Source organism: Leucobacter manosquensis, from assembly GCF_018304845.1.
In the GTDB taxonomy this organism is placed as follows: Bacteria; Actinomycetota; Actinomycetes; order Actinomycetales; family Microbacteriaceae; genus Leucobacter; species Leucobacter alluvii.
On record NZ_JAFEVO010000001.1, the window covers coordinates 1,263,009 to 1,280,608 of the forward strand.

Below are 17,600 nucleotides of genomic sequence, written 5' to 3' on the forward strand. Positions count from 1 at the left end.
ATCAAGGTATAGCAGAGTACCCGAGAGCATTCACGTTCCACTCCGCGCCCGGCCTTGCCCCCCCCATTCGACAGAAGCAGACCGTGCTCAGGCCGGCTCCCGCTACGGCGCCGTCGGGAACCAGTCGAAGAGATCCGGCTGGTGCGCGTGCACGAGCACCGCGAAGACGACGGCGTCGAAGAGGAGGTGCACGGTCACCACGTATGACAGCGAACGGGTCCGCAGGTAGATGATGCCCTGGATCAGTGCGAACGGAATCGTGAGCAGCGGCCCCCACGAGCGGTACCCGAGCTCCCAGAGGAACGACACGAAGACGACCATCTGCAGCAGATTCGCCAGCCACACCGGGAAGTGCCGCAGCAGCACGGCGAACACTGTGCAGATGAAGAACAGTTCGTCCCAGATGCCGACCGCGCCCACTCCGACGAAGAGCCGCGCCACGAGTTCGGGGGTGTCGACGATCGGCCAGTTCGTGTAGACGCCTGAGGAGATGAAGTACCAGGGCAGGATCACCCAGGCGAGCACGATCACGGCGACGAGCCACGCCCAGTGATACGGACCCCAGCGCTCACCCCGCGCCGACCCGGCGCCCCGCCAGGGGAAGCTCGTCGCCCGATCGCGGTAGATGAAGCGCGAGACGACGTAGGGCAGCGCGACGGCGCCGCCGAGCGCCAGCGTGAACTTCACCATCGACCAGTTGTCGAGGTGAGCGGCGAGCGGAATCAAGCGGACGACGCCGAGGCCCATGACGATGAGTGACAGGTCGCGCAGCAGGGACGGCGGCCGCTGCGACCGGTCCGGTTCGAAGCCCACCCGCATGAGCACGTGCGGCGCAGCGCGCCCGTCTCGCGTCCGACCCGCGAGCGCTGCCAGCGCGAGCCCGATGACGCCGAGGGCGATCCCTGCCCAGATCCAGTGGAGCACGAACCAGACAGGCGCCATGGCGCACACGCAGACGGCCGCCGAAATCGCGAGGGGGCTCGGGCGCCGCGTTTCCGGGCGCTGCGCCGACTCCGGTGCCGGCATCAGAGGAAGCGACTGCGCACGGGGCCGGGGGCCGCCGTTAACGGGACGAGTCGGTCATCGATGGGAAACGGCACCCGGTACGCGGAGACCGGGGCCCCGATGTCGCCGAAGTCGTCTTCCTTGACCCCGATTCCGGTCGCAGACGCCTCGACGATGCGTACGCGGATCCACTCCCCGCTTTCGGTGCGCAAGGCGTAGGCGTCCGCGAGGTACCCTATCCCGAGTGCCTCGAGCAGTTCCTCGGCCGCGAGCCAATCAATCGGCTTGGGCGACCGCGGGCGACCCAGCAGGTCGTAGGGGACGAACCCGTCGCCGACGGGTTCGATCCATCCCACGGGCTCGCGGTCCTCTCGGCGGTGCGCGATCCACGTTTCGGGAAGGGTCATGCTGCGAGCCTAGCAACCGAGCGGAAGTCGGGGCGCGGATGTCGGCGGCTCCCACTACTCTGACTGCATGACCACCACGCACATCGCAGATTCGCACGACCGCATCCGCGTGCGGGGCGCGCGCGAGCACAACCTGAAGAACGTCAGCGTCGACCTCCCCAAACGCCGCCTCACGGTGTTCACGGGCGTTTCCGGCTCCGGCAAGAGCTCCCTGGTGTTCGGCACGATCGCCGCAGAGTCGCAGCGCCTGATCAACGAGACCTACAGCGCGTTCGTGCAGGGTTTCATGCCGTCTCAGAGCCGACCCGATGTCGACGTGCTCGAAGGGCTGACCACCGCCATCATCGTCGATCAGGAGCGCATGGGGGCGAACCCGCGTTCGACGGTGGGCACGGCGACCGACGTGAACGCGATGCTCCGCATCATCTTCTCGCGGCTCGGCAGCCCCCGCATCGGTTCACCCAACGCGTTCTCCTTCAACGTCGCCTCGATCAGCGGCGCTGGGGCGGTCACGATGGAGAAGGGCGGCAAGCAGGTGAAGGAGCGTCGCAGCTTCGAGATACTCGGCGGCATGTGCCCCACCTGCGAAGGGCGAGGCTCCGTGAGCGACTTCGCCCTCGAAGAGCTCTACGACGCTGAGCTGTCGCTCGCCGCGGGCGCGCTGCAGGTGCCAGGCTTCAGCATGGACGGCTGGTACGGGCGCATCTTCGCGGCTCTGCTCCCGATGGATACTCCGATCCGGGATTTCACGGATGAGCAGATCCACCTCCTGCTCCACGAAGAGCCGCGCAAGATCAAGGCCGATGGTGTGAACGTCACCTATGAGGGGCTCATTCCGCGCATCCAGAAGTCGATGCTCTCGAAGGACCGCGAGGCCATGCAGCCGCACATTCGAGCGTTCGTGGATCGCGCGATCGTCTTCCGGGCGTGCCCCGAATGCGCTGGCACGCGCTTGAATGCGACCGCACGCTCCTCGAAGATCTCGGGGAAGTCGATCGCCGATGTCTGCTCGATGCAGATCACCGATCTCGCGGAGTGGGTGCGCGGCATCGAAGACGCCGGCATCGCCCCGCTCGTGGAGAAGCTCGTCGAGACCCTCGACTCGTTCGTGCAGATCGGGCTCGGCTATCTGAGCCTCGACCGCCCGACCGGCACGCTCTCGGGAGGCGAGTCCCAGCGCACGAAGATGATCCGCCACCTCGGCTCCCCCATCACCGATGCGACCTACGTCTTCGACGAGCCGTCGATCGGCCTGCATCCGCACGACATCCAGCGCATGAATCAGCTGCTCCTCAAGCTGCGCGACAAGGGCAACACCGTGCTCGTCGTGGAGCACAAGCCGGAGATGATCGCGATCGCCGATCACGCCGTCGATCTCGGCCCTCGAGCGGGCATCGATGGGGGCGAGATCTGCTTCGAGGGCACGGTCGCGGCTCTGCGGGCATCGGGAACCCTGACCGGCACGCATCTCGACGATCGGGCGAAGCTCAAGGATTCAGTGCGCACCTCGAGCGCTGCACTGGAGATCAGGGGCGCTGATCGCCACAACCTGCGGGGCATCGACGTCGATGTGCCCCTCGGCGTGCTGTGCGCGGTCACCGGTGTCGCCGGTTCCGGCAAGAGCACGCTCATCGGCAACTACATCGCGAATCGAGACGACGTCGTCGCGGTCGACCAAGGGGCGATCAAGGGTTCTCGGCGTTCGAATCCGGCGACCTACACGGGCCTGCTGGATCCGGTGCGCACGGCGTTCGCGAAAGCCAACGGCGTGAAGCCGGCGCTCTTCAGCGCGAACTCCGAGGGTGCCTGCCCGGAGTGCAAGGGCGCGGGGATCATCTTCACCGACTTGGGCATGATGGCGACGATGGAGAGCGTGTGCGAAGTGTGCGAGGGGAAGCGCTTCGCCGCCGCCGTGCTCGAGTACAGGTTCGGCGGCAAGAACATCGCCGAGGTGCTCGACCTGTCGATCGCGCAGGCGCAGCAGTTCTTCTCCGCCCCGGAGACGCGCATCCCGAAGGCGGCCAAGATTCTGGATCGCCTGGTGGACGTGGGTATCGGCTACATCAAGCTCGGCCAGCCGCTCTCGACCCTGTCGGGCGGCGAGCGGCAGCGACTCAAGCTCGCCATCCACATGCTCGACGAGGCAGACGTCTACGTGCTCGACGAGCCGACGACCGGGCTCCACCTCGCCGACGTCGAGCAGTTGCTCGCACTGCTCGACCGTCTCGTCGACGCCGGCAAGAGCGTAATCGTGATCGAGCATCACCAGGCCGTCATGGCGCACGCCGATTGGATCATCGACCTCGGGCCCGGCGCCGGGCAGCAAGGCGGCACCATCGTGTTCGAGGGAAGCCCAGCCGACCTCGTCGCATCACGCGCGACGCTCACCGGGGAGCACCTCGCAGAGTACGTGGCAGCGTGAGGCGCGTCGCACGTGGCAGGCCCCGCGCCGCGGTCACACGTCACCGCGGCGCGGAATCCAGCTCATTCAGCGCCCGAATCAGTCGATAGAGATCCCCCACCGCACGACGACGTGGGGTGAGCACGAGACGCGGCAGATCGAGCGCATCGTCGTCGGCGATCTCCGACGCGAGAGGCCCCGAGCGGGTGATCGCCCCCACCTCGCACAGACCCGAGAATCGCTCGTTCAGGTCATCGAGCTCCGCATCGCTCGGTTCAGCGCGCACCCGGAGCACGAGCTGTTCGCCCTGCCAGCGCAGCGAATCGTAGTTGCGCCAGAATCCGGTCACCTCCGCGATCGCCGCGTCGGGCGAATCGGTGACGAGCACGCGATCGAGATCGTCGACCGCGATGAGCCCGGAACCCGCGAGCTCTTCGGTGACGAAACGCGCGAATCCCTGCCAGTACGTGCCCCCGGCACGATCGAGCAGCACGATCGGCATCGGTTCCATCTTGCCGGTCTGCTGCAGCGTCAGCAGTTCGAAGGTCTCGTCCATCGTGCCGAACCCCCCTGGCAGGCAGATGAAGCCCCGCGACTCCTTCACCAGCATCAGCTTGCGCGTGAAGAAGTACTTCATCGCGATGCGGTGCCCGTCATCGGCGGCGACATCGAGCGGAGCCTCCTCGAACGGCAGACGGATCGAGATGCCGAGCGATCGCTCGGGTCCGGCTCCCGTCGCCGCCGCCTCCATGATCCCGGGGCCGGCTCCGGTCACCACCATCCAGCCCAACTCCGCGAGACCTCGGGCAGCGGCTTCGGCGCCGACCCAGAGGGGATCGTGAGACTGGGTGCGGGCCGATCCGAAAATCGTCACCTTGGGTACGCCGACGAAGGGAGCGAACAGTCGGAACGCCGCTCGCATCTCCTCGACCGCCGTCGCGGTGATCTTCAGATCCAGCCGCGTCGCACCGTCGGTGCCGAGCCCGATTCCCGTCGAGACAATGCGACGGATCAACCCGCGGTGGCCCAAAGCGCCGGCATCGGCGATCACTGCATCGAGTCGTTCGCGCAGCTCCGCGGCCTGCACATCTTCTGAGTGTTGCTGGTTCCCGGTCGTCACGCTCACAGTCTACGAGCGCACCGCAGTAGGCTGGCCGCATGCCGAACCGGCGCGCCCATCTCTCCCCCCAGACCGCACACGGCGAGCTCGCGGCCGCCCTCGCCGCGCTCCGGACGGACAACGCCGTGCCGTCCGACTTTCCCGCTGACGCTCGTGCGGAGGCGAGCACCGCCGAGACGTCGGAGCCCGGTGAGGACCTCCGGCACATTCCGTTCGTCACGCTCGATCCCGCCGGTGCGAAGGACCTCGATCAGGCCTTCCACATCGAGCACCGCGACGACGGATTCCGCGTGCGCTACGCGATCGCCGACCTCCCGGGTTTCGTGAGACCGGGAGGCGCGCTCGACCGAGAGGCACGGCGGCGCGGACAGACCCTGTACCTGCCGGACGGCCGTATTCCACTCCATCCCGCGGAGCTCAGCGAGGGCCGCGCCTCACTCCTTCCCGGCGCCGATCGTGTCGCGTACGTGTGGGAGCTCGACCTCGACGCGTCCGGCGCTGTCACGAGCGCCGACGTCGAACGCGCCCTGGTGCGTTCCCGAGCGCAACTCGACTACGCGACGGCGCAGACCGCGCTCGACGCTGGTACCGGCGGCCCGCTGCTCGAACTGCTGCGCGACGTCGGCCTGCTGCGCGCCGAGCACGAGCGCTCGCGCGGAGGTGCGAGCCTGAACATGCCGGATGAGGAGATCGTGCGGGAGCCCAACGGTTACCGCATCGTGCGGAGCTTCGCGCGTCCCATCGAGGAGTGGAACGCTCAGCTCTCGCTCCTCACCGGCATGGCTGCCGGTCGCATGATGCTCGATGCCGGCGTCGGGATCCTGCGCACGATGCCGGCGCCCGACGAGGCTGCGCTCACCGCGTTTCGTGCGCGGGTCGCCAGCCTCGGGCACCCCTGGCCCGCGGACACGACGTACGGCGAGTACCTGCAGCAGCTCGATCACGCGTCACCGACGACGCCCGGGGTGCTGCAGGCAGCAGCGTCGTTGTTCCGCGGCGCCGATTACACGCCGTTCGACGGCGTCGTTCCGGAGCAGACGATGCAAGCCGCGATCGCCGCGCCGTACGCCCACGTCACCGCTCCGCTCCGCCGCCTGGTGGACCGCTGGGGGCTCGTGATCTGCGCCGCGATCTGCGCGGATGAGCCGATTCCGGAGTGGGCCAGGGCGTCGCTCGACGAGTTGCCCGCGCTGATGCGCGCATCGAATCAGCTCGCCGGTCAGCTGGGATCGCAGGCGCTCGATCGCGTCGAAGCCGCGCTGCTGCGAGACCGCGTGGGAGAGGTGCTCCCCGCGATCGTGGTCGAAGTCCGAGGCGAGCGCGCCCGCGTACAGCTCGACGACCCCGCGGTCACCGCGCAGGTCGCGTCTGCCGGATACACCGCCGGGACCCGAGTGGACGTGCGGGTCACCGCTGCGGACGTCGCGAGCGGCACGATCGAGCTCGCGCCGCTCACGGACGGTTCCGGCGATCGCCCCGCCGTCAGCGCCGCCTGAGGCGCTGCGCTAGGCGGTCACGACCTCTGGCGTCCCCGTCCCCTCGGAGGCCGGCATCTCGGCAGCCAGACGATTCGCCTCGGCGATCAGTGTCGCGACGATCTCGTTCTCGGGCACGGTCTTGATCACCTCGCCCTTGACGAAGATCTGCCCCTTGCCATTGCCGGAAGCGACGCCGAGGTCGGCTTCCCTCGCCTCGCCCGGCCCATTCACCACGCATCCCATCACTGCGACCCTGAGCGGCACGCTCATGCCTTCCAGGCCCTTCGTGACCTCCTCTGCGAGCGTGTACACGTCGACCTGGGCGCGCCCGCACGAGGGGCACGAGACGATCTCGAGCTTGCGCTCGCGGAGGTTCAACGACTGCAGAATCTGCAACCCCACCTTCACCTCTTCGACGGGAGGCGCCGACAGGGAGACGCGGATCGTGTCGCCGATGCCCTCGGAGAGCAGAATACCGAACGCCGTGGCGCTCTTGATGGTCCCCTGGAATGCGGGGCCCGCCTCGGTCACGCCGAGGTGCAACGGCCAGTCGCCGCGCTCGGCGAGCTGGCGGTAGGCCTTGACCATCACGATCGGATCGTTGTGCTTCACGGAGATCTTGAAGTCGTGGAAATCGTGCTCCTCGAACAGCGACGCCTCCCACACGGCGCTCTCGACCAAGGCCTCTGGGGTGGCCTTGCCGTACTTCTCGAGCAGCCGAGGGTCGAGGGAACCGGCGTTCACGCCGATGCGCAGTGAGACTCCGGCGGCTTTCGCGCGCCGAGCGATCTCGCCGACCTGATCGTCGAACTTGCGGATGTTGCCCGGGTTCACCCGCACCGCGGCGCACCCCGCATCGATGGCGGCGTACACGTAGTTCGGCTGGAAGTGGATGTCGGCGATGACCGGGATCTGGCTCTTCATCGCGATGATGGGCAGCGCCTCAGCATCGTCACGACTGGGGCAGGCGACCCGCACGATATCGCAGCCCGACGCGGTGAGCTCCGCGATCTGCTGCAGCGTCGCGTTGATGTCCGTGGTCGGCGTCGTCGTCATCGATTGCACCGAGACCGGAGCGCTCCCACCGACGGTCACCGACCCGACCTTGATGGCGCGCGACTGACGCCGCGGAGCGAGCACTTCGACGGTCTGCGGCATTCCCAAATTGACTGCTGGCACGGGCCGAGTCTACTCGCGCAGGCTGCGTGCCGGAGGCGAGTCCCACCGGCAGAGGCGTCGGAGCGCCGCGGTCCGGCGCTACCCGAAGAGCGAGACCGGCTTGACGAGGTCGGCGTAGATGAGCAGCACGGTCATCGCGCCGAGCACAATGGCCACCGCCATCGTCACGGGCACCATCTTGGCGGTGTCGATCGGCCCGGGGTCCGGCTTCCGCCGCAGCCTGGCGATGCCGCGCTTCAACCATTCGTAGACCGCGCCGACGACGTGGCCGCCGTCGAGCGGCAGGAGCGGCACGAGATTGAAGACGAAGAGCGCGACGTTCAGCGAGCCGAGCAGACCGATCATCGTCTGCGCACGGGCGGCGACCGGCGCGTCGTCGAGGCTGACGATCTCCCCCGCCATGCGGCCGACGCCCACGACGCTGATCGGCCCGTTCGGATCGCGCGCCTCGCTGCCGAACGCGGCGTTCCAGACGTCGATCATGCGTTCGGGCATGCGGATGATGATGCCGGCGACCCGCTGCACGTTCTCGCCGACGAACGCCGGCACGGCGGTGATCGGCTGCGCGACGTTCTCGCTCGCCGGAACCGCACCGATCATGCCGACCGATTCGGTCTGCACCGTGCCGTCGGCGCGCGTCACCGTGTTTCCGTCGGCGTCGGTGACCGTCCGCGTATTCACCACGGGTTCCAACGAGACGGTCTGCTCTGCACCACCGCGCTCGATCTCCACGGAGAGCGATTCGTCCGGCGACTCTCCGATGATCGTGCGGAACTGATCCCAGCTGGTGATCCGCGTCCCGTCGACCGAGATGACGCGATCACCGGGGCGCAGTCCGGCCGCGGCGGCCGGCGCGGCCGGATCATCGCTGCTGCACGAGGACGCATTGCTGTTCGCCGGCGCCAGGCACTCGTTGACCTGACCGAGCGTGGTGCTGTTCTGCGGCACACCGAACCCCACGAGCACGATCGCGAAGAACACGAACGCCAGCACGAGGTTCATCAGCGGCCCGCCCAGCATGATGATGATCTTCTTCCACGGGGGAAGCCGGTAGAAGGTGCGGTGATCCTCCCCAGAATCGATCGACTCGGCATTCGCCAGCCGAGCGTCTTCGACCACCGCCGCCATGCCTCGCTTGGGCTCGGCGTCGGGCTTGCCGAACGAGGCGCCCTCCTGCACGACCGAGTTCAAGAACCCCGTCGTCGACGGCCGCGCTGCCGCGCCGGGCTGCTCCGGCGGGTACATGCCCGACATCGCGATGTACCCTCCGAGCGGAATCATCTTCACGCCGTACTCGGTCTCGCCCCTGCGCTTCGACCAGATGGTGCGGCCGAACCCGAGCATGTACTGCGTCACCTTGACGCCGAAGAGCTTCGCAGGGATGAGGTGCCCGAATTCGTGCAGGCCGATCGACACGGCGAGACCGATCACGAAGATCAGAATGCCGAGCACGTAGAGCAGTACCTCAGTCACCCGCTCAGGCTACTGCGCACCGCTGGGGAGTTTCGGGGAAGCCGCAGGCCTTCTCAGGATCACCGTCGGTTGCAGCGCGGTTCGACGGCGGCGCGCGTCAGCGCCCGCGCGCGTCGATCGCCAGTTGCGCGCGCTCGCGCGCCCAGCGCTCGGCCTCGGCGAGGGACTCGAGCGTGAGCTGCGCCGGCGTCTCGTGCGCCTCGACCACCCGGCGCACGGTGTCGACGATGTCCAGGAACCCGATGCGACCGGCGTGGAACGCGTCGACCGCCTCCTCGTTCACGGCGTTGTAGACCGCCGGATACGTGAGTCTGGCCCGACCGACCTCCTTGGCGAGGTCGACGGCGGGGAACGCGGCCGAATCGAGCGGCTCGAACTCCCACGCCGTCGCCGACCGCCAGTCGAGCGGAACTCCGACATTGCCCATGCGATCCGGCCATGACAGCCCCAGTGCGATGGGCAGCCGCATGTCCGGGGGCGAGGCCTGGGCGATGGTCGACCCGTCGATGAACTCCACCATGGAGTGCACCACCGATTGCGGGTGCACCACGACCTCGATATCGCCGTAGGAGACACCGAAGAGCAGGTGAGCCTCGATCACCTCGAGCCCCTTGTTCACCATCGTCGACGAGTTCGTCGTCACCACGCGGCCCATGTTCCAGGTGGGGTGCGTCATCGCCTCGGCGGGCGTCACATCGCGCAGCTGCTCACGTGTGCGACCCCGGAATGGCCCGCCAGACGCGGTCAGGATGAGGCGGCGCACCTCGTCGCGGCTGCCCGACCGCAGCGCCTGCGCGATCGCGGAGTGCTCGGAATCGACCGGAACGATCTGCCCGGGAGCCGCGAGCCCGGTCACCAGATCGCCGCCGACGATGAGCGATTCCTTGTTCGCGAGCGCGAGCGTGCGCCCCGCTTCGAGCGCGGCGATGGTGGGGCCGAGCCCGACGGAGCCGGTGATGCCGTTGAGCACGACATCCGCCTGCACGTCGCGGATGAGCTGCACCGCGGCGTCGGCGCCGAGACCGGTGTGCTCGACGTTGAACTCGTCCGCCTGCTCGCGCAGGCGATCCGCCTGGGTCCCTGCGATGAGGCCGGAGACCTGATACTTCGCAGGATGCTTGCGGATGACGTCGAGCGCCTGCTCGCCGATGGATCCGGTGGAACCGAGGACGATGACGCGCTTCATCGCTCCAGGCTACTCGGCGGGCGCGTCCGCGTGCACCGTGCCGAGGATGTCGAGTACGAAGACCATCACGTCGTCGCCCTGGTGCCCCTGCTGCTCCAGCGTTGCCGCACCGTAGCCGCCGTCCTCAGCCGGCACCACGGAGATGACCTGGGACCCGACCTTCTGGCCCTCGAGGGCTTTCTGGAATCCGCCGATGACCTGGGTCGTGAGGAAGTCGGTGGGCTCTCCGCGGCTCCAGCTCGAATCGAACTCCTCGCCGGTGCGCCAGATCACACCGCGGTAGTTCACGTATACGCGGTCTCCGGGCTGCACCTCTTCGCCATCGCCCTCGACGAGCGTGGCGATCTCGAGCTTGTCGGGTGCCTCCAGGCCGTCCGGGACGGTGATCGTCGGCTCGCCGTCCTCGGCGACCTTGACCGTCGGGAACCCGTCGGGCGCGGTGACCTTCTTGCCCTCCGCCTTGGAGAGCAGCTCATCGCTCTTCAGCGTTCCCGGCTCGCCCGTCGCAGCGGCAGCGTCGCCCGCATCGGTGATCTCCCCGAACTCCATCACGATGACGAGCGAGTCGTCGGCGGTGATGTTCTCGAGACCGGTCTGCTCGGGCGGCGTCTCGCCGAAGACGTCGGCGTACGGAGCGGCGAGCGCGATCTGCTCGCCGGCCGTGGCGCACCGCAGACCGTCGTACGCCCACTCGGCGAGCCCCGATTTCTCGACCGGGATCGCGCTCGCGGGAAGCTGCTGCAGCGCCGACCCGTCGGCACCGTTGAAGAGGGTCATCGAGGTGAGCACCGACTGCCCCTCCTCGACGACGTCCCCCTCGCCTTCCTCCAGCACGGAGCGCTGCATCTTGTCCGCCTCCACCGGGGTGTCCGAGGTGAGTTCGAGATCCTCGCCGACCGAACCGGAGACCTTCACACTGGAGCTGGCCGAACCGGAAGCGAGGCAATCGGTGCCGGAAGCATCGGCGCTCGCCGATCCGCCGCCGCTCGAGCAGCCGACCAGGAGCAGTGCGCCAACGAGGGCGGCGGGGGCGATGGCGCGCGTCAGTTTCACGGTGATAGGAGTCCTTCGAGTCGCGAGGAGCCGCGTCAGTTCCGATGCACAGGGAGGTGCGGTGGGCGCGCGGCCATGAATGCGTTTCGAGTATGGCGCATTGCGCTGCCCGGCGGCTGGGAGGCTTCCGACCTTCGCCTGTGATCGCGAGCCGACGCGCAGACGCCGCGCTTCACCGACGGCTGGCGAGCGCGGCGGCGTACAGCTCCCGCGATGAGAGTCCGGTGGCCTCGGCCACGGCCCGTGTCGCGTCCTTGAGACGCTCTCCCGCCTGCACTCTGGCCTGCACCTCGACGAGCGCCGATTCGGGCGATGCAGCGCTCGAAGCCGCGCCGCTCACCACCACGACGATCTCTCCTCGCACCCCGTCTGCTGCCCAGGCGGCGAGCTCGCGCAGACCTCCCCGCCGCACCTCCTCGTGCAGCTTCGTGAGCTCGCGGCAGACCGCCGCGGCGCGATCATCCCCGAACGCGTCGGCGAGGTCGCCGAGCGACGCCGCGAGCCGGCTGGGCGATTCGAAGAAGACCAGCGTTCGCCGTTCGGCGGCGAGTGCGCGGACGGCACGCACCCGCTCGCCGGATTTGCGGGGCAGGAATCCTTCGAAGGCGAAACGATCGGTCGGGAGGCCGGCTACGGCGAGCGCCGTGATGACCGCGCTCGGGCCGGGGATCGCACTGACGGGGACCCCGCGCTCGGCGGCCAGTTGCACCACTCGGAACCCGGGATCGGAAACGGTCGGCATGCCGGCGTCGCTCACCAGCACGATGTCTTCAGTCTGCGCGCGTTCGACGAGCGCTGCCGCCCGCTCGTGCTCGTTGTGATCGTGCAGCGCGATGAGTTCCGGTCGATTCTCGATTCCGAGGAGACGGAGCAGCTGGGCGGTGTGACGCGTGTCCTCCGCGGCCACGACGGTCGCTTCCTCGAAGGTGCTGCGGAGCCGCGCGGAGGCGTCACCGAGGTTTCCGATCGGCGTCGCCGCGAGAAGGATCATGCCTCAATCGTATGCGCGCGCGTCACCGGGCGGGTGCGGCGGGTGACGCGCCCTGGCGTGGGCCTGCTGACAGAATGAATCCATGACCGATCCACAGCAGCCAGTGCCAGCACCGCCCCACCCCTACGCCGAATCGGGCTCGGCATCGCGGCGACGCGGCAACGGCAACCTCTCGATCGCAGCCATGGCGCTCGGTCTCGCCGCTCTGGTCACGGTGATCGTCTCCGCGTTCTACTTCGGTCTCGGTGCGATTCTCGGAGCGCTGCTCGCCGTCGCAGCGGTGGTGCTCGGCATCGTCGGTGTGATCTCCCGCAGCCGCCGTGCTCCGGCGGTCGTCGGGCTCGCCTCCGGAGCGCTCGCGCTGCTCGTCGCGCTGGTGCTGGGCGTGGTGTCGGCCGTGACGCTCGCAGGCTCGATCACCGCCCCGTCCGGCTCCCATTCCGGCGCCCCCGGCGCTGCAGACGAGCCACAGGGTTCGGAGGATCCGATGTCGTGGCCCGAGAACATGGCCACGGGAGGCATCGTGTTCGATCAGGACGGCGTGGTCCGATCCGAGGTTCCGAGCACCGGCGCCCCCGAACCGCAGGAGGCGGGAGCCGAGGCGCACACGGTTCGCGTGTACGTCGATTACCGCTGCCCCTCCTGCTCCGTCTTCGAGACCACGAACGGGGAAACGCTCGAGCGGCTGATGGAGAGCGGCCAGGCATCGGTCGAGATCACTCCGTTGACATTCCTCGATCGCATCTCCCCCGACCAGTACTCGTCGCGCGCCTCGGCCGCCATGGCGTGCGTGGCGGAAGCGCAGCCGGAAGCCGCATGGAAGGTGCACCGCCACCTGTTCGATCCGGCGGTGCAGCCGGCGGAGACGACCGGCGGACTCGACAACGGTGCGTTGATCGACGCGGTCGACGAGGCGGCGGGCGGCGCGAACGACGACGTGCGATCATGCATCGAGTCAGAGCGGTTCGTGCCCTTCGCCCAGGCGCTCAACGAGTGGGTGTTCGACAATCCCGTGCCGGGCGCTGAGGATCCGCAGCTCGCCGTGACCGGCACGCCGTTCGTCGTCGTCGACGGCGTTCCCTTCACGGGCTCCCCCGGTGACGCGCAGGCGTTCACCGATTTCCTCGCCGAGCAGGACGTCGCCGTGGGATCCGTCTCGTAACGAGCTGCTAGAATCGGTCGGCTATGCATCAGACGAGCGAGCACCCGGTCCCTGACACGTCGCCCCGCGGGGTCACGCTCCTGAGTCGAACCGGGAAGCTGTACTACCCGCTCGCCCTCGTCTCGCGTCTGCCGTTCGCGATGATGGTGATCGGCGTGCTCACGCTCGTCGTCTCCGCGCGCGGCTCCGTTGAACTCGGCGGTCTCAACTCGGCGATGGTCGGGCTGGGCGTTGCCTGCGTCGGGCCCCTCATCGGCGCGGCGGCAGACCGTTACGGGCAGCGGCCAACACTGCTCATCGCCGCCATCGCGAACAGCGCACTGCTCGGCGCCCTGGCCTGGATCGCGTTCAGCCCGCTGCCGACGTGGGTGCTGTTCCTCGGATCATTCCTCGCCGGCGCCACGGTGCCGCAGACGTCGCCGATGTCGCGTTCGAGGCTCGTCGCGATCGTCGCGCACGATCTGCCGGCGCAGCGGCGGCCGAGGGTGCTGTCGAACGTGCTCGCCTACGAGTCGGCCGCCGACGAGGTCATCTTCGTGTTCGGCCCGGTGATCGTCGGCGTGCTCGCCACCACGATCGGCGCGTGGGCGCCGATCGTGGGCGCTGCCGTGCTCACGCTGCTCTTCGTCACCGCCTTCGCCCTGCACCGGACGAGCGCGCCAGCGCAATCGCCGGAGCAGCGCGCGGCAGTGCTCGCTCCCGCGTCGGAACTCGCACGACCCGCGCTCCTCGTGACGGTGTTCGGCATCGTGACCGTTGGGTTGTTCTTCGGCTCGATGCTCACGTCGCTCACGTCGTTCATGCAGGATCGCGGCGACCCCGAGAGTGCCGGCCTGATCTACGGGGCGATGGGCGTGGGCTCCGCGATCTTCGCCATCGGGGTCGCGGCGCTTCCCCCGCGCTTCTCGCTCCGCGCCCGGTGGCCCGTGTTCGCGGTCTGCATCGTGGCTGGCGCCGTGCTGCTGCAGTGGTCGCACGACGTGCCCTCGATTCTGCTCAGCCTGGCGATCATGGGCATCGGCGTCGGGCCGCTCCTCGTGACGCTCTACAGTTTCGGCGCCGCACGCAGTCCCATCGGCCGCTCGGCGACCGTCATGACGATGCTCGGCTCCGGACTCATGGTGGGCCAGTCGGCTGCCGCCGCCCTGACCGGCGTCGTCGCGACCGATCTCGGCACGCGCGCGGCGCTCGTGCTGCCGCTCGCGGCCGCCGTGCTGGCACTCGCGGCCGGCGCGATCAACTGGTGGCTGAGCGGAGCGGACGATCGCGCCGGGCACGGTCCGAACACTGCGCCGGTGACGCTCGACGCGGAATAGCGCAGTGCCCGGCGGCGTTGCACTGCAGGCCGGTACCGCCACCCCGAGAGGTGGAAGAATGGAGAACATGCCTGACCTCGCGCTGCATCCCGCGCTCACCCCCGCAGACGTCGCGCTGCTGCGCGCGGAATTCCCGTACTTCGTCGCGCAAGACGCGCTCGAGTTCGCTCCCGCCTACCTCGATTCCGCCGCCACGTCGCAGCGCCCGGGCCGGGTGCTCGACGCCGAACGCCGGTTCGTCGAGTCGTCGAACGCCGCCGTGCACCGCGGCACCAGCGGCGCGGTCGGAGCCGCCACCGAGGCGTTCGAGGGTGCTCGCGCCGCCGTGGCGTCCTTCGTGGGAGCGGAGGCGCCCGAGCAGATCGTGTGGGCGGAGAACGCGACCGACGCGCTGAACCTCGTCGCCACCGGCATCGGCGAGGCGAACGCCGGTCTCGGCGTCTCCGGCAGTGAGCGCTTCCGACTCGAACCCGGTGATGAGATCCTGATCACCGAAGCCGAGCACCACGCGAACCTCATTCCCTGGCAGCGGCTCGCGAAGCGAACGGGAGCGAGCCTGCGGTACATTCCGGTGCGGGCGGACGGCACCTGGACCATCGACGACGCGCGCGCCGCAGTGACCGAGCGCACCAGGGTGTTCGCATTCGCGCACATCTCGAATGTGACCGGCTACGTCGCACCCGTCGCGGAGCTCGTCGAGCTCGCGCACGCGGTCGGGGCGGTCACCGTGCTCGACGCCTGCCAGTCGGTGCCCCACATTCCCGTGGACTTCACCGCGCTCGGCGTCGACTTCGCAGCGTTCTCCGGGCACAAGATGTTCGGTCCGAACGGCATCGGAGTGCTCTACGGGCGCCCGGAGATGCTCGACGCACTGCCGCCGGCACGAACCGGCGGCTCCGCGATCACGAAGGTCACGATGGAGTCAGCGCAGTTCATGCCGGCTCCGCAGCGTTTCGAGCCGGGAACGCAGCCGGTTTCGCAAGCGGTCGGCATGGGCGCAGCGGTCTCCTTCTTGAACGCGATCGGCATGAGCCGCGCAGCCGCACGCGAGCACGAACTCGTCGAGCGGCTGGTCGCCGGCATCCTGGAAACGCCGGGTCTGCACCTGCTGGGGCCGGCCGATACGGCGCAGCGCGTGGCACTGGCCGCAGTCTCGGTCGAGGGCGTGCATGCACACGATGTGGGGCAGTATCTCGACGAGCAGGGGGTGCGGGTGCGCGTCGGGCACCACTGCGCCCAGCCGCTGCATCGCGCGCTCGGCCTGACGTCGAGTACGCGCGCGAGCGTGCACGTCACCACGACCGAAGACGAAGTCGATCGTTTCGTCGACGCGCTCCGCGGCGCTCAGCGGTATTTCGGGGCGGAGGTTTCGGCATGAGTGCACTGGACGGGTTGTACCAGGAGGTGATCCTCGATCACTCCAAGCGACCGATCGGCAAGGGCGAACTCGAGGCGGATGCGGCCGCGTTGACCGCGTCGCACCATGAGTTCAATCCGAGCTGCGGCGACGAGATCGATCTGTCGATCTCAGTCGACCCCGAGACCCGCCTCATCCGACAGGTGGCGTGGCAGGGTCAGGGGTGCTCCATCTCGATGGCATCGGCCTCCATCCTGTCGCAGCTCGTGCGCGACGACGCCCTCACCGTCGACGAGGCTTGGACGCGCATCGACGCATTCCGGGAGATGATCCAGGCGCGCGGCGAAGGCGATCCCGACGAGGAACTGCTCGGCGACGCGGTCGCGCTTCAGGGCGTCTCCAAGTTCGTCATGCGGATCAAGTGCGCGATGCTCGGCTGGGTGGCTCTCGAGGCCGACCTCAAGCAGGTCGAGGCGCAGCGCTCCTAGCTTCCGCAGCTCCTCCGACGCGCGTCACGAGATTCGACAGTTCGGCGCCGGGCGCGGTGACGCGGTCGGCGACCTCGCGGATCACCGCCTGCAGCGCGGCGCAGGCGCGCGTGGGAGCCATGTCGACGCGGCGCGCGATGCTCACGGTGCGCGAGAGCGCCGCGTCAGCGAGTGGAGCCGTGCGCAGCATCGGGCGGTCCGCCGCCACCATCGCTGGCACCACGGCGACGCCGATCCCTCGACCGGCGAAGCTCAGCGCCGCGTCCATCTCCGCTCCCTCGACCGCGACGAGCGGGGTCACTCCGCGTGCGCGGAACGCGGCGTCCACCGTGACCCTGAGATCGTAGTTCTCCGGAAACACGACCTGCGGCACTCGCGCGAGCTCCTCGAGTTCGACGGGACGGTCGGGGTCCTCCGAACCGGTTTCGTCGCGGCCGAACGGATCCGGCCGGGTCGGATCCGACACCACGACGAGACGCTCGCTGAGAATCTGCTCGCGTTCGAGCACCGCACGCGCCGCTCCGGACGACACGCTCGTCACGATCAGTGCAAGATCGAGTGCTCCCTCGACGAGCGCGGCGATGAGGCTCCGCGAGCCCCGCTCCAGAATCTCGATCTCGATGCCCGGGTAGCGGTCGCGGAACGCGGCGAGCACATCGGCGACGAGGCTCGTGCAGAGCGTCGGTGTCGCGCCGAGCCGTATGCGCCCGCGTCGCAGCTCGGCGAGATCCGTCATCTCGTGGCGCGCGGTCTCGGCGTCGGCGAGCATCCGCCGCGCGATCGGCAGGAGCCGCTCCCCTGCTGGGGTCAGAGCGACGTTGCCGCGGACGCGGTGCAGCAGTTCGACGCCGAGATCCGCTTCCAGGGTGGAGATCTGCCTGCTGAGCGATGGTTGGGCCAGGTGGAGCCGCTCGGCGGCGCGGGTGAAGTGCCCGAGCTGCGCGATCTCGACGAAGCCACGGAGCTGTTCGAGGTTCATTTTCA

General features: G+C 68.8%; 15 protein-coding genes. 6 read left to right on the forward strand and 9 right to left on the reverse strand.

What is annotated here, in order from left to right; all coding sequences use genetic code 11:
* Positions 1–102 precede the first annotated feature (102 nt).
* Together JSQ98_RS05845 and JSQ98_RS05850 are read right to left on the reverse strand one after the other, a co-directional pair.
* Complete coding sequence (locus JSQ98_RS05845; RefSeq protein WP_346728724.1) at positions 103–942, reverse strand: CPBP family glutamic-type intramembrane protease; 840 nt, start codon at positions 940–942, stop codon at positions 103–105.
* Between the two features lie 83 nt (positions 943–1,025).
* The gene (locus tag JSQ98_RS05850) at positions 1,026–1,412 is read right to left on the reverse strand and encodes a hypothetical protein (RefSeq protein WP_211648762.1); all 387 of its coding nucleotides are present in this window, start codon (positions 1,410–1,412) and stop codon (positions 1,026–1,028) included.
* Between the two features lie 67 nt (positions 1,413–1,479).
* Between JSQ98_RS05850 and JSQ98_RS05855 the strand changes: the two genes are divergently transcribed.
* The gene (locus JSQ98_RS05855) at positions 1,480–3,834 is read left to right on the forward strand and encodes an ATP-binding cassette domain-containing protein (RefSeq protein WP_211648764.1); all 2,355 of its coding nucleotides are present in this window, start codon (positions 1,480–1,482) and stop codon (positions 3,832–3,834) included.
* 40 nt (positions 3,835–3,874) lie between these two features.
* Here JSQ98_RS05855 and JSQ98_RS05860 read toward each other — a convergent pair whose 3' ends face one another.
* Positions 3,875–4,933 (reverse strand): LOG family protein, encoded by a 1,059-nt coding sequence (locus tag JSQ98_RS05860; RefSeq protein ID WP_211648766.1) that lies wholly within the window; start codon positions 4,931–4,933, stop codon positions 3,875–3,877.
* Positions 4,934–4,971: 38 nt separating this feature from the next.
* Between JSQ98_RS05860 and JSQ98_RS05865 the strand changes: the two genes are divergently transcribed.
* The gene (locus tag JSQ98_RS05865; protein WP_211648768.1) at positions 4,972–6,429 is read left to right on the forward strand and encodes an RNB domain-containing ribonuclease; all 1,458 of its coding nucleotides are present in this window, start codon (positions 4,972–4,974) and stop codon (positions 6,427–6,429) included.
* Positions 6,430–6,438: 9 nt separating this feature from the next.
* On the opposite strand, the gene ispG is transcribed toward JSQ98_RS05865, so the two are convergent.
* The 5 genes from ispG to rsmI form a co-directional block, all read right to left on the reverse strand.
* A complete protein-coding gene (gene ispG / locus JSQ98_RS05870; RefSeq protein ID WP_090150633.1) occupies positions 6,439–7,569 on the reverse strand; it encodes a flavodoxin-dependent (E)-4-hydroxy-3-methylbut-2-enyl-diphosphate synthase in 1,131 nt (376 codons plus the stop codon).
* 99 nt (positions 7,570–7,668) lie between these two features.
* Positions 7,669–9,063 (reverse strand): M50 family metallopeptidase, encoded by a 1,395-nt coding sequence (locus JSQ98_RS05875; RefSeq protein ID WP_211648770.1) that lies wholly within the window; start codon positions 9,061–9,063, stop codon positions 7,669–7,671.
* Positions 9,064–9,160: 97 nt separating this feature from the next.
* Positions 9,161–10,249 carry a 1-deoxy-D-xylulose-5-phosphate reductoisomerase gene (gene dxr, locus JSQ98_RS05880; RefSeq protein WP_211648771.1) on the reverse strand — a complete coding sequence of 363 codons (1,089 nt, stop codon included), beginning with the start codon at positions 10,247–10,249 and terminating at the stop codon, positions 9,161–9,163.
* 9 nt (positions 10,250–10,258) lie between these two features.
* Positions 10,259–11,302, reverse strand: a complete 1,044-nt coding sequence (locus tag JSQ98_RS05885) for an FKBP-type peptidyl-prolyl cis-trans isomerase (protein WP_211648772.1) — start codon at positions 11,300–11,302, stop codon at positions 10,259–10,261.
* A gap of 172 nt (positions 11,303–11,474) precedes the next feature.
* Positions 11,475–12,293, reverse strand: a complete 819-nt coding sequence (rsmI, locus tag JSQ98_RS05890) for a 16S rRNA (cytidine(1402)-2'-O)-methyltransferase (protein ID WP_211648773.1) — start codon at positions 12,291–12,293, stop codon at positions 11,475–11,477.
* A gap of 82 nt (positions 12,294–12,375) precedes the next feature.
* Here rsmI and JSQ98_RS05895 point away from each other — a divergent pair, with 82 nt between their 5' ends.
* The 4 genes from JSQ98_RS05895 to sufU are packed head-to-tail and all read left to right on the forward strand — an operon-like array spanning position 12,376 to position 16,616.
* A complete protein-coding gene (locus JSQ98_RS05895; RefSeq protein WP_211648774.1) occupies positions 12,376–13,455 on the forward strand; it encodes a DsbA family protein in 1,080 nt (359 codons plus the stop codon).
* 23 nt (positions 13,456–13,478) lie between these two features.
* Positions 13,479–14,771, forward strand: coding sequence for an MFS transporter (locus JSQ98_RS05900; RefSeq protein ID WP_211648775.1), 1,293 nt, complete (start codon positions 13,479–13,481; stop codon positions 14,769–14,771).
* 58 nt (positions 14,772–14,829) lie between these two features.
* Entirely contained in the window at positions 14,830–16,149 is a 1,320-nt protein-coding gene (locus JSQ98_RS05905) for an aminotransferase class V-fold PLP-dependent enzyme (protein ID WP_211648776.1), read from the forward strand.
* Positions 16,146–16,616 carry a Fe-S cluster assembly sulfur transfer protein SufU gene (gene sufU, locus JSQ98_RS05910; RefSeq protein WP_211648777.1) on the forward strand — a complete coding sequence of 157 codons (471 nt, stop codon included), beginning with the start codon at positions 16,146–16,148 and terminating at the stop codon, positions 16,614–16,616. Before JSQ98_RS05905 ends, sufU begins: the two co-directional genes overlap by 4 nt.
* Here sufU and JSQ98_RS05915 read toward each other — a convergent pair.
* A complete protein-coding gene (locus tag JSQ98_RS05915; RefSeq protein WP_090150667.1) occupies positions 16,588–17,595 on the reverse strand; it encodes a LysR family transcriptional regulator in 1,008 nt (335 codons plus the stop codon). The genes sufU and JSQ98_RS05915 overlap by 29 nt on opposite strands.
* Positions 17,596–17,600 lie beyond the last annotated feature (5 nt).

Coding starts and splice junctions, on each gene's coding strand:
- JSQ98_RS05850 (WP_211648762.1), bottom strand. CDS start 1,412: ATGACCCTTCCCGAAACGTGGATCGCGCACCGCCGAGAGGACCGCGAG.
- dxr (WP_211648771.1), bottom strand. CDS start 10,249: ATGAAGCGCGTCATCGTCCTCGGTTCCACCGGATCCATCGGCGAGCAG.
- JSQ98_RS05855 (WP_211648764.1), top strand. CDS start 1,480: ATGACCACCACGCACATCGCAGATTCGCACGACCGCATCCGCGTGCGG.
- sufU (WP_211648777.1), top strand. CDS start 16,146: ATGAGTGCACTGGACGGGTTGTACCAGGAGGTGATCCTCGATCACTCC.
- ispG (WP_090150633.1), bottom strand. CDS start 7,569: ATGCCGCAGACCGTCGAAGTGCTCGCTCCGCGGCGTCAGTCGCGCGCC.
- JSQ98_RS05905 (WP_211648776.1), top strand. CDS start 14,830: ATGGAGAACATGCCTGACCTCGCGCTGCATCCCGCGCTCACCCCCGCA.
- JSQ98_RS05845 (WP_346728724.1), bottom strand. CDS start 942: ATGGCGCCTGTCTGGTTCGTGCTCCACTGGATCTGGGCAGGGATCGCC.
- JSQ98_RS05865 (WP_211648768.1), top strand. CDS start 4,972: ATGCCGAACCGGCGCGCCCATCTCTCCCCCCAGACCGCACACGGCGAG.
- rsmI (WP_211648773.1), bottom strand. CDS start 12,293: ATGATCCTTCTCGCGGCGACGCCGATCGGAAACCTCGGTGACGCCTCC.
- JSQ98_RS05895 (WP_211648774.1), top strand. CDS start 12,376: ATGACCGATCCACAGCAGCCAGTGCCAGCACCGCCCCACCCCTACGCC.
- JSQ98_RS05900 (WP_211648775.1), top strand. CDS start 13,479: ATGCATCAGACGAGCGAGCACCCGGTCCCTGACACGTCGCCCCGCGGG.
- JSQ98_RS05915 (WP_090150667.1), bottom strand. CDS start 17,595: ATGAACCTCGAACAGCTCCGTGGCTTCGTCGAGATCGCGCAGCTCGGG.